Genomic DNA, 12,826 nt, shown 5'->3' on the forward strand with positions numbered 1-12,826 from the left:
GGCGCTTTTTGCCGTGTAGCAGAGCTGACTTATGACCCGAGCAGTTGCCACCCGGAGTCTAGACGATAATAAAAGCGATTGGCATGAGAAAGGATGATTCGATGAAACCGATCAATGAAGTGCGCAGCGTCATGACCCCGCTCGATCGAAAGAATGTAGATACAGACCAAATCATATCGAAGGAATTTCTGAAGCGGATCGAACGGACCGGCTTCGGAAAATACCTTTTCTATCATTGGCGTTTCCAAGCAGACGGCACAGAAAACAAGGAATTCGTCTTGAACGACGACCGTTTCAAAGACTCGAAAATACTCGTTGCGCACGATAATTTCGGCTGCGGTTCCTCCCGGGAACATGCGCCATGGGCGATCCTTGACTATGGATTCGAAGTTGTCATCGCACCGTCATTCGCGGATATTTTCCATAACAACTGCTTCAAGAACGGCATCTTGCCGATTCGTCTACGCGTTGAGGAAGTCGAAGAGCTTTTATCGAAAGGCCAAACAGATTCTTATACATTGGAAATCAATCTTGAACAGCAGACGGTAACAGGCGAAGACGGCAAAACATATTCATTTGATATCGACCCGTACTATAAGCAAATGCTGTTGAATGGTTGGGACGAAATTTCGTTGACATTCCAATATGAAGAGCATATCGCTGCATATGAAAAACAGCATGCATAATTACAGATCCGCCTTCCATCACTACTGGAGGCGGATTTTTTAATGAAGTTCTCAATTCTTGTAATAAATCTCAAAAATAGTTCTCATTTTGACATCGAATCTATCACATTCTCTGTCTACTACTGTCGAAATAGTATACAATAGATGAAAACATGCAGATAAATGACTATGACATATATACTAAATTTAACAAGGGGTGGGCACGTGTTTGTTTCTGTATTAAATGATCGACAATCCGTCTCGATGCAAGTCCGGGATACAAATAGCATGTCAGGCGACGGCTGGAGAAAAGTGTGGGGCAAGGAAGCTGCCGCCATCAATCCGCTAGCTGCTGTGAACCAAGGACGTAATTCCTTAATCCTAGAAGCCGTGCGTACGAATGATTGGTCGGACTACCACAATTTCCAAGCAAAACAGCATCCTGCCTGGTATGACAACGTCGGCGGAGTTATGAAGCAAAATAAGCTCTATTACGGCAATCTTATCGATGTGCAAAATCGTTCGTTGAAAGAAGCGATCCAATCAGGCGATAAGGAGGAAATTGCGAAACGGCAAGCGCATATGAATGAGCTGATTGCAGATTTCAAAAACGCTCCGGGGGAAGTACCGCACGTCATCGCATTTGCCCAAGATCCAGCATTGGCAGAAGCGCATGGCATACCGAAGCCATCGAGCGCTTGGTTTAACTCACCTTATAATAACGCACTTGCTGCGTCACAAGGCCGTTTTGAAGATAAATATTGGTATGAAAACCCTTATTTTGCGGATCATCCAGACGAAATGAATTTCGCATTGGAAGCTGTGAAAGAATATAGACCTGATATCGTAAAAATTGCCGCCTCCATTAATAAAGGCGCTTACGAGCGGAATGTCGCATCTTCTTCATTCAATGCCAAGCCGGTCGAACAAGCAGTTATTGAAGAAGTGAAGGAAAATGATCAGGTGGAAAGTGCCAGAATCGTGGAGCAAGCGTCAACTGCACTTGCGGAAGCGACTGCCGTGAAAGTGGAGCAATTCGCCCGCCAGTTTACTACACAAAATCTTGCGATGGAGCTGTTTGCGAAGAAAGAGCAGTCAGACACGCAAACAAGCTTTGATGCTTTACGGGATAGATTAAACCAACAAGCGGCAGAACGAAAATATAGCATTGTGTAACAAGAAACGTGCAAGCCTCCCAGCTTGCACGTTTTACATGAATCGTATAAATACGCATAAAAACCGCCATATAAGCATAAATGCCCCGAAAAACGCATAAATGAATCAAAAGAAGCATAAACGCATTTAAAAACGCATAATTCGCCAAAAAAGCTCATAAAAGCCTATACATGCGCATAAACACGCAGAAAAGCTTATAAAGCATAATGTACAAACTAGCAACCTCCTAAAATCTAGGGGGTTTTTGTGTCGAATTTTATGGTATGATAGGACAAGATTTACGAAAAGGATGGTAGTAGGAGGGTGAAAAAATAGTGATGAAAAAAAGAATGACGACGGTCGTACTAACGAGCGTATTCTCTTTAGCGTTAGTGTTATTCGGATGCAGCCCGACGGATGCGAATACAATAACGATCGACCAAAACTTTTCTGACATACATAATGAGTTTTGGGCTAAAAATGAAGTGACGCAGCTTGTCGATATGAGCATCATTAATGGATATCCTGACAAACAGTTCAGACCGGCTCTTGAAGTATCGCGTGGCCAGGCGGCAAATCTTCTTTCAAGCGCGCTTCAATTACCGGAAGCCCCATATGAACCGGTTTTCAAGGACGTCAGCAGCAAGTCTTCCCATTTAAAAGGGGCGATGACTACTTATAAGGCTGGTATTTTCCTTGGAAAAGAAGACGGTACATTCGGCGTCGCGGATTCATTGACACGTGAACAAATGGCGACGGTCATCGTGCGTGCCTTCGACCTGCAAGATACAGGCGAAGAAATCCACTTTAAAGACGAAAATCGGATTAGCGCATCGCATAAAGACGGTGTAAGAATCCTTGCACAGCACGGGATTACAACCGGAAAAGAAGACGGCACCTTCGATCCGAAAACAGCGGTGAATCGTGCAACATATGTTGTTTTCCTTCATCGTGCGATGGTCGAAACCGGAAAGATCGAAGAAAGCAAAGAGATCGTCTTTAATAAACCACAAACGCTCGGAAACTATGAAACGGTCCGACATGAACAAAATTTCGTCGAAGTGCCGATCTCAGGAGCAAGTAAAACATATCTCCGTTCCAATTATTATTTACAATTTGCCGGTGAAAAGACGAGAAAGCACGCCCATTCAACGGATACAACCTACACATATAAAGTTGGCGGATTGTCCCAAGCCGAAGTCAATGTTACAAAACGACAGCTGGAAAACGGCGACTATTTCATTTTCACAGAACTGAGAAACCCTCAGCGGATGCCGATTACAATCGATGTCGTCCAGACGGAAGGCAATGTGGAAAAAGGGATACTGAGGGAGTACAGCCGCTATCCGATTAAAAAAGAAACAGACGGCACTTTCGGTTTCGATCTGACGACGTATCCGACAGGTGTATTTGAAAAGACAACAAACAATGGTGACAAAGCGCAACGGATGATCGGAAAAGCGTACCGCTCAAAAGAGTTGACAAAATCGTACCCGAACGGCGCAAGCAGCCATACTCGTGAATTGCTGAACGAAAGTGAGTCATTCAGCGGAATCCTTCTTGGAGATACACAGCTTTCTGTCTATACATTGAAGTCGGGCGGCTATGATATTGTCGATCAATGGCTTCTCGTTTCCGACGAGCTTCTCTTCTCCAGCCATCAAAGCATGGATCGGTGGATGCTTGAATCCGCTACTTATTATAAGAAGCGCAATAAATGGTATACAGCAAACGGACCGTACAATAAAATGGCGACGACTATTGAGCCGATGCCGAAATCAGGCAGAGGATATGGCCGAAACTTGCTGCTCGTGAAAGAGGACCGCACGATGGCAATGTATAATGAAACGAAAGAGCGCTACTTTGAAAGCTTGCTATTCAATTCATTCGCGAACCTCGACATTTTCCGTGGAGAGCAAACGTATTGGGAAACCGAAGTAACGAGCACGTATTTAAAAAATCTGTTCGGCATTACAGCTCCATTCGTGGATACGCGATTCAACGAACAGATCGCTTTATTCCTATATAATGGAGGAAAGGCGTTTGGACATGACGACTATACGGTCGGCTTGAAAAATTACGCAAACCTTCTCGTATCGCAAAAAGGGAAAGGCAATATTATCAAAGTCGATGCAAATTCGTTCTACATCCAAGACTACTTCCCTGCGAAGCAAAACGTGAAGACTCATAGTTCGATGAACCATCTGCTTGGGGGAATGAACATCCTGTTGCTTGCTTACAAGGAACTTGGCGATCCTGTCTACTTGCAAACAGCGGAGAGCATTCAATCCGCTCTTGAGAAGGATGCCGATAAATGGATCCGACCGAACGGTGATATTTGGTATAAAATTTCGCCGGACCATACATTTGTCGGAGAGGATTACGTGCATTTGACGTTGGAGGATCTCATTCATTCGTATGAAATGTGGTCCAATATCGATCCATCCAAAACGGCCGTCTTTGAGAAGTTGATCCGTTCGAAGGCAGGTTATATGGATAAGAATAATAAAGGTTACACAACGAAAATTAAAGAAGGTCTCGACCGTATCGGCATGCCGGAATTATTGCCAGCAGGCGCGGAACATACCGATGCATTATAAATAAAGAAAGTCCCGTACGATGAAAATATCGTACGGGACATTTGTTTAGTTGATTTTATTCACTAGATCGGAGCGGATCCATCCATAATCGGAAGGAGGGTTAATATCCGCTAACACTTTGTACCATACATATCCGTCGCTGCCCGCGACTTCTTCGACGATGACGACTGGATAGCCGAACGAAGCTTCAAAGCCGGGATCTTTCGGTTTGTATGTAAACAGTTTGTTGTCGGCACGTACTTCAGGGCTTGTTCTGACATTGACCCCTGTCGGACCTGTGTAATTGATGCTTCCTAATTGCACTTGCTTATAATCGCGCCCGCCAAGGAATGTATCCATTTTCCACATATGGCCTGCGATTTTACTTCCCCAGTTCGGGTCGGATGCGTATTTCACGTTGATGCCGACCGCTTTATTGCCGGGAACCGCGCCATTCGCATGTGCACCGAGAGGGTTTGCATAATTCAAGTTCATATAGCGTTGAATGAAAGCATTAACACTATTCTCAGGAGTCACGTAAACTTCTCCTGTTTCAGGAGTAGAGTCAAAGACTTTGATACCAAAAATATTATTCTTTGTTTGTGCATTCGCGCTTATGCCGTAATCGCTTTCGTGGATTGCTGTTGCAAGGATGAACATTGCGTTGACACGGTACGTCTCTTCCACCGATTTCAAGTATTCACCTAAACCGATCAGTTTCGAGTTGACTGTTGCATCTTTGTAACGCGCGATGCCAGTACTTTGTCGGTCTGCAAGCGCCCAATTGATATAGGAATCAAGCTCCGCCGCAGTATAGGTCGTCGGCTGTCGAACGGATTGGAATTGGAAATATGGATAATAGGTAATCACGTTTTTCGATCCGAATTCCATAAAGTGAACGCCATCTAAGCTCGTATACTTCTTGCCGTTTGGCATGCCAGGAGCGGCAGGTCCGACGTTATAGACGCCTCTTGTTTTACTAATATTATCATAGGTTGAATGAGTCAAAACGCCACTGATCACTTCATAGTAATCATAGCCTGTGACAAGTTCAGAAGGAACGAGGTCAACTTCGTTATGTTTTGCATAAAAGGTTGAACCAGCGACTTCGACAATGGCATAGTCCGCTCCACTGCCGATGTACTTCATTTCGCGGCCTTTCGTAACATACGTCACTTCATTCCGCAATGTCTTATCACTGTAAAGGGATGTGTATTGCTTCGGATTTTGCGCGCCGAATGCACGGCCCGCTTTCATCTTGATGACATCGCTTCCTTTTTGGATGACCCGAATGGATGAAGATGCATTGTAGACTGCCAATGCATCTTCATATGTTTTGTACAATGCGATTGTCGGGACGACTTGTCCGTTTGAAATCGAGCTTACTTTGTAAATTTCCGGATCCACTTCAGGCGTCTCAGGCACAGTAGGTTCTGTCGGTTCAGTCGGCTTCAAAAGCTCGGCTGCTGCATTCATTCTGAAAAGGAATGCTGCTGCATGGGCGATTGTTGCGCTATCTTGCGGTTTGAAATAAACACCGTTCTTCTGATGATCTCCTCGGATAATGCCCAAGTACACTGCCGCTGATACAGCTTCGCGGAAGTTAGGCGAAATCTTATGAGTATCTTTGAATGTAAAGTTCGTCTTTTGAATAGGAAGATCCATATAACGGAATGCTTTATATATCATTCCTGCCATTTGTTGACGAGTGATCTTATCATTCGGTTTGAACGTACCGTCGGGGTAGCCTGAAAGCAGACCCGCACCAGCTGCGTTTTGGATTTCAATCGTCAAACTTGAACCTGCTTTTAAATCTTTGAACGTATATTTCGTAGATGCAGGCAATTCCAAGGCGCGTGCGAGATACGAAGCAAATTCGCCCCGAGTGACAGCTTTATTCGGATTGAATTTACTGTCTGTCCGAATAACATTTTTCTGGATCCAATAATTTAACTCCGTTTCCATTTGGTGTCCCGAGACCGAGCTCGCTTCCACCGGATTTTGGAATAGAGGAGTAAACATCAGTAGCATGATCAAGGCAAAAGTTATTATTTTTTTCACCGATAAACCTCCTTTTGTACATCATCTATTATAATATCAGATTCTTTATGAAATAATAAGGTGTAATTTGGTGAGATTTACCGATTCACTAGAAATAAATTGTTCTGATAGTTTACTAGAAGTGAGAAGGAGAGGGTTTTTGGCAACTTCATGTCGATTTTTTTGAAAATGCAACTAAACTGTAAGCCGCAACGTCGTATAAGATGCTATAATGACTAAGGGTCATACCCATTAACCTATTGGAGATCATTCGTGGAAAGGGTTTTATTGTTAATGACAACACTTACAAACAAATTGAAGGAAAAAGATACAGTTTATTTCTTAGTCGCATTGGCGGTCGTCATAGTCGCACTTTTCCTTCCGTCGTCCATTGCACTCGTCGCGACATCATTGTTTTTTGTTCTTTTTGCATTTTTTAGGCCGCAGCAGAGCCTGTTATTTCTCGTCATCTATGTAAGCATCCGCCCATTGCTCGTGGAAGTGAACTCAGGGCTGAAGCTGATCGGTGATTTGATCACTTTCATAGCGTTCATCAAGATTGTTATTTCAAGCGGACGTAATTGGAAGACGTTATTTTCATTCAAATGGTTCGAATGGGCGTTTTTCGCATTACTGATTGCGGGATCAATCAGCGGGTTGCTTCAAGACGTTCTGCCATCAGCAATCATCTTCCAAGTTCGGACATTCGTCATCATGTACTTGCTTTATTACATCATTGCAAGAATGACATTGCCTGATGACTGGTTGAAAAGGCTCGCTTGGGTAACGGTTTGGACGAGCATGATCTCCTCCATCCACGGCCTCATTGAAAAGCTTTCGATGCGCCAGCTGCTATTGCCGGATGTGTGGAAATATAAAACGTTAAGCGCAACGAACTTCGTGCGCATTTACGGATTGCCAGGCAATCCGAACTCTTTGGCGCTACTATTGCTATTCGGAATCATGTCGTTGCTGTTCTTGCAAAACATTTATAAAGGCGAAAAATATAAATGGTTCTTGAACATCAACCTAGTGCTGTTCGTCGGGGTTTTCATCTTAACGTATTCACGTGGAACATGGATTTCTGCTTTCATTCTTGGAGCAATTTTCATCCTAACTACAAAGAATTGGCAGTTGCTGAAAAGGCTTGTCATCGCAGGTATCGCTTCGATCATCCTGATCTATTATCCGGTGAACTTGGGCGTCAAGTTGGTGGCAAAATTCGGATTTGAACCGGAGGAGGTAGACACAGGCAGCATCGCCGGCCGATTCGGTGAAACGTTCGATCAGCAGAACTTGACGCTCATGTCTGAAAGCGGCCGATTCTTCTATATTAAGAAAGGCTTTGAAATCTTCAAGGAATATCCGGTCGCAGGTTCCGGATTCGGTTCATTTGGCGGCTCCGCTACATTATCGTACGGTTCGCCGATATACGATCATTATGGAATTCGTTCGGATATTTACGGAGGCAAGTATTTCTATTCGGATAACCAATATATCCAAATTATTACGGAGACAGGAATTATCGGCGTCATCCTATTCGCAGCCTTCCTGCTTGGCATGTTGTACTTGTTCTGGAAGGAACGGAAAACACCGATGGGCAAATTCATGATTGCGCTTTGGTTCGCAACTGGATTCTCCGGTTTCTACTATAATATATGGGAGCTGAAGCTTTACACGATGTTCTATTTCATCTTGTTCGGCGTCTTCGCTTCCATGACGAATCAATACTCGAAATTCAAAACGAAAGATATTTGACTACTCACCATCCAGCTGCTTCGCTGGGTGGTCTTTTTTTTTTGTAATGAATAAATCTACTGAAATTCCATTCTAAAACATCCTCAGCCAGTCTCCTAGTATTGCATTCAATTATGACGATTCCTTCCTGAATCAAACAGTAATTACCAGTCGAAATACGTCGAAATCTAGACATGACAGTACTTTGGCCGCTATTTCCTTCTTATGGATTATAGTAATTTGTCGAAACGTTTGGTAAGCTGGACATTGATTCATAGAAAGGAAGGTGTCGACTTATCATTAATAAAGTAGATTCATTGAAAAATTTCGGGAAAAAGGTCGCGATGACAGCGGCTGCTGTTTCACTTTTAGTGGCAGTGCCAGCTGGAGCATCTGCGAACACGCAGACAGTGGATAGCTATCCGGTTTCATCCGGAGTGACGTATACGCATTACACGCATTCGGGAACAAATCATATTAATCATGTAAGTGTCAATTTGAATGACCCTTACACGAAGCTCGATATCGGATTGCCATCACCTCTTGCGAAACGGGATGCGACGACGACGCTTGCAAATAGGGATACACGTGATGGAAACCGTGTAGTCGGAGCAGTGAATGCTTCATTTTTCGACATGAAATCGGGATTGCCGATGTATTTAATTTCACAAGGAAATGAAATTGTCAACGGCGGCGTCATCTCTAGTTCACGTGAATATTATGTCAACAAGCCGATTGCTTTCGGTGTCATGAATGATGGCCGAGCGGAAATCGACGAGTTCAATTTCAACGTATCCATAAACCATCAAGGCACGGATTATAAGATGACTGGGTTGAACCGTGAAAGGCAAGCCGAAGAGACAATCGTATTTACACCACAACATATTTCGTCTGCGACCGGGTCGAATGAATTCGGCATCGAAATCGTCGTAGATACTGGTGAACCAATTACGTCTACATATTACGGGCAGCAATTGACTGGAAAAGTTGTGCAAGTAAGAGATTATGGGTCAAAAGAAAAAATCACGATTCCGAAAACAGGCTTTGTCATTTCCGCACACGGTAAAAAGCCATTAGAAAGATTGAAGGAAATCAAAGTAGGGGAAACTGTTTCTCTTAATTTATCAATAGACTCGAAGTGGATGGATTCCTCCTTCATGTTGGCAAGCGGGCCGATGTTGTTGAAGGATGGCAAGCCGTACATTACGATGGATACTTCAAACTGGCGTGCAAAAGCGATGACGGCACGCACGGCAATTGCCATCAGTAAAGATAAAAAGAAAGTCGACCTTGTCACAGTGGATAATAAAAGCGGATACAGCAACGGCATGACGCTGACGCAATTCGCGAATTATTTGGCAGCTCAAGGTTACGACCGTGCGATCAACTTTGACGGGGGCGGCTCGACAACGATGGGCATCCGTAAACATGGCAGCAATACGGTCGTTCTTGCAAATCGAACGACAGATTCAAGTCAGCGGAAAGTGTCTGCAATCATCGAAGCGATTAGCACAGCGCCGCTCAGCGACCCAGCACATATTAGTGTTTCACGTGGACAAGTCGGTGAAATGCTCGTTGGCGCAAGCGTCCCGTTGACGGTCAACTACGTGTTGGATACGTATTACAATCCGTTGAAAGTAGATCCATCTCAATTGTCGATTACGTCAGCTAACGGCAAAGCGTCTGTTTCAGGCACAACATTTACAGCAACAGCAGCAGGAACTGATCGTATCAACGTACAATATGGTACAGCAACACAATCATTCCCGATCACAATTGTCGAAGCACCTGCGAAGTTGACGATTTCACCAAGCACATCGTCGATCGAACCAGGTTCGACAGTGACATTTAAAGCAACCGCAACTGATGCTCAAGGAAAGCCGGTCATTTATTCACCTGAACAATTGACGTGGAGCGTCAGCGGTGATGTCGGTGCTATTACGGAAACAGGAACGTTCAAAGCGTCCAAAGTGCCTGGCAAAGGGTCCGTAAACGTGAAGCTCGGAACGAAAACAGCGACACTTCCGATTGAATTGTCAGATGGAATGCCTGCATTTACGGATATCCCATCAGATTATGCATACTATACGGAAATCCGTTTCTTGAAAGACCTCGGTTATATTAAAGGGGACCTGGACGGCAAGTTCAATCCAGGACAAACGTTATCAAGGGAACACGCCGCTGTCATCTTGAGCCGTGTCTTCAACTTGGATACATCTGTCAAAGGTGCTCAAAAGTTCAGTGACGTGCCATCAACACATCGTTACTTCAACGAAATCAACGCCATTGCTGAAGCGAAACTCGTTGGAGGTAAAGGGGACGGCACATTCGACCCTGCTGGTCAGTTGACGCGTGCACAAATGGCTGCAATTCTTGTGAAAGCTTACGAGTTGCAAGGGGAGTCCGAGAAGAAATTCAAAGACGTGCCTTCAAGCCACTGGGCGTACAAACAAGTTCATATCCTGGCAAACCATAAAATTACGACAGGGAATGAAAAAGGAAACTTCGAACCGAATAAACCGGTAAACCGCGCGCAATTCAGCGCATTCCTATACCGCGCCATTAATCAATAATGAAAGATTTGCCGACGGATCGCATTGACGGTCCGCGGCATTTTTTTCTTTATGGTGGAAGCATTATCATCTAGCTGCGGGCGCTGGAAGGATGCCTTAATTTCTGCAAAAACCGCTCTACAAGACGGCTTGTGCTAAGATGTGCTCGTAACGCTTCGCTTTTACTCGCAAAAGCCGTTCTTCGTGACGGCTTTGGCAGGCGCCCTTCGCTTTTGCATGTTATAATATATTCACTATTTGTAGAAGGATGTTGGATTATGAAAATAGGAATTGTAGGGAATTACGGCAACGATAATAACGGGGACGAAGCGATCTTGCTCAGCCTCGTAAAACAAGTAACATCCACTTTCGATATCAGTACATCACAGCTCACCATTTTCAGCAATAATCCGCAGCAGACGGCAGAGCGCTACGGTGTGGAAAGTTATCCGCTTTATTATAAAAAAGGTAACGCTGTCAAGACGTTCATCGAGACATTCCGCCAAAATAAACGAGTCGTGAAAAAGCTGGACTTGCTCATTATCGGTGGTGGCGGCATCTTGATGGACTTGTACCGCCGGGAAGCGCCATTGTACGGATCGTATGCAATGATGGCGAAACAGTCGAATACGCCATATGTCATTTATGGTTGCGGGGCTGGTCCATTGCATACGTCGTTAGGAAAATGGTTCATCCGCTATATGTGCAAACATGCGGAAAGTGTATCTGTCCGTGACCCGGAATCCGCTGAGTTATTGCGGTCGATCGGTGTCAATGAACAAGTCGATGTTATCGGCGATCCTGCGTTTTCATTACGTGAAGAAGGCTCTGCAGATAAATCTGATGCACCGACTAAAATTGGTGTGACCGCTGTCCCTTATTACAACGCCGATTACTGGCCGGAAGGGAATCCCGATATCTATCAGAAATACGTTGAAGGCATGGCGAAAAATCTGGACAAGCTCGCATCTGGACGAGACGTCGAAATTACATTTTTCGCAACGAAATTTCCACAGGACGCCAATGTGACGAAGGATATTCAAGAGCTCATGACGGAACGTGAAAAAACGACAATTATCGACGAAAATCTATTGCCTTCCAAAATTTTAGAAGTGACAGAGCAGCAAGATATCGTCATCGGAACCCGGTTGCACTCGTTGATATTAGCGACTTGCACCGAAACTCCAGTCATGGCGATTTCATACCATCATAAAGTGAAAGACTTCATGAGCTTGGCTGGGCTGGATCGCTTTTCATTCCCGATCGATGAACTCCATGAAAACGACGAGTATTTCCTCGGTGCGTTCAATGAAATGAATTCTGATTGGAAGGGGACTTTGCAGCAAACCGAACAGCTGTCGAAGAAGCTGTATGATGAGGCAATGAATGGAACTGTTCAATTTACGAATGCGTTGAATAAATGATAGAGTGTGCCGCCGGATAAGTGCTTATCCGGCGTTTTTTTATGGAGTAAGCGCTCAAGAATCCTTCCCACGTCAAAACTCCCATCATCAAAACCCCAACATACACTTCACATCATTCACATACGACTGGCTCACCGGCAGTTCCGTCCCATCCACTAACGTCACTACGAGATTCGAAGAGAAATCGCGGGAAATCCGTGAAATCCTGGCCGTGTTCACAATATAAGAGCGGTGAATGCGCAAGAAGATTTCAGGCAGCCGCTTTTCCAATTCCTTCAGCGTGCTCGACACGCTGAATTGACCGTCCTCTGTATAGAAGAAAGTCTTTTTCTGATAGCTTTCGATATGGGTGATCTGTTCAATCGGCACTGGGTACCATTCGTCGTCGAGCTTTCCGGTAAGCATCCGCAGTGGGTTAATTTGATCAGGAGTAAGGATGACGACGAGTGCAGCTTGTTCCCCGTTTATTTCAATCGGCATCCAATCCCCTTGCAGACTAGTTATTTGATGCAAGATTTCCTCGTGTAAACTTTTCTTCTCCATTGATCCATCTTCCCCTTCATCGATTTCATCGAGCTATTTCCTCATTCATCCTCTGAAACTATCCATTTGTCGGAATGCACAGACAGTTTTAATCTTCTGTTATATATTAATGTATAACAACTTTAACTGTT

The 12,826-nt window shown here is 44.4% G+C and carries 8 protein-coding genes; 6 read left to right on the forward strand and 2 right to left on the reverse strand.

The genetic code is table 11. The annotated features are described in order from the left end of the window. The first annotated feature begins 101 nt into the window (after positions 1 to 101). The 3 genes from leuD (at position 102) to AC0L13_RS04560 (ending at position 4,420) form a co-directional block, all read left to right on the forward strand. Entirely contained in the window at positions 102 to 686 is a 585-nt protein-coding gene (gene leuD, locus AC0L13_RS04550; protein WP_473644420.1) for a 3-isopropylmalate dehydratase small subunit, read from the forward strand. A gap of 204 nt (positions 687 to 890) precedes the next feature. Then, entirely contained in the window at positions 891 to 1,841 is a 951-nt protein-coding gene (locus AC0L13_RS04555) for a hypothetical protein (protein ID WP_473644422.1), read from the forward strand. A 317-nt stretch (positions 1,842 to 2,158) separates the two neighbouring features. Further along, complete coding sequence (locus AC0L13_RS04560) at positions 2,159 to 4,420, forward strand: S-layer homology domain-containing protein (protein ID WP_473646845.1); 2,262 nt, start codon at positions 2,159 to 2,161, stop codon at positions 4,418 to 4,420. Between the two features lie 45 nt (positions 4,421 to 4,465). On the opposite strand, the gene AC0L13_RS04565 is transcribed toward AC0L13_RS04560, so the two are convergent. Further along, a complete protein-coding gene (locus AC0L13_RS04565; RefSeq protein ID WP_473644424.1) occupies positions 4,466 to 6,460 on the reverse strand; it encodes an S-layer homology domain-containing protein in 1,995 nt (664 codons plus the stop codon). 252 nt (positions 6,461 to 6,712) lie between these two features. On the opposite strand from AC0L13_RS04565, the gene AC0L13_RS04570 reads away from it, so the two are divergent. The 3 genes from AC0L13_RS04570 to AC0L13_RS04580 all read left to right on the forward strand — a co-directional run bounded on the left by AC0L13_RS04570 (position 6,713) and on the right by AC0L13_RS04580 (position 12,152). Next, complete coding sequence (locus AC0L13_RS04570; protein ID WP_473644426.1) at positions 6,713 to 8,197, forward strand: O-antigen ligase family protein; 1,485 nt, start codon at positions 6,713 to 6,715, stop codon at positions 8,195 to 8,197. Between the two features lie 296 nt (positions 8,198 to 8,493). Next, the gene (locus tag AC0L13_RS04575; RefSeq protein ID WP_473644428.1) at positions 8,494 to 10,749 is read left to right on the forward strand and encodes an S-layer homology domain-containing protein; all 2,256 of its coding nucleotides are present in this window, start codon (positions 8,494 to 8,496) and stop codon (positions 10,747 to 10,749) included. A gap of 257 nt (positions 10,750 to 11,006) precedes the next feature. Continuing rightward, positions 11,007 to 12,152: a polysaccharide pyruvyl transferase family protein gene (locus AC0L13_RS04580; RefSeq protein ID WP_473644430.1), complete on the forward strand. Its 1,146-nt coding sequence runs from the start codon at positions 11,007 to 11,009 to the stop codon at positions 12,150 to 12,152. 87 nt (positions 12,153 to 12,239) lie between these two features. On the opposite strand, the gene AC0L13_RS04585 is transcribed toward AC0L13_RS04580, so the two are convergent. Continuing rightward, positions 12,240 to 12,695: a LytR/AlgR family response regulator transcription factor gene (locus AC0L13_RS04585; RefSeq protein WP_473644432.1), complete on the reverse strand. Its 456-nt coding sequence runs from the start codon at positions 12,693 to 12,695 to the stop codon at positions 12,240 to 12,242. Positions 12,696 to 12,826: the final 131 nt, after the last annotated feature.

The organism is Sporosarcina sp. QA0331 (assembly GCF_055808055.1).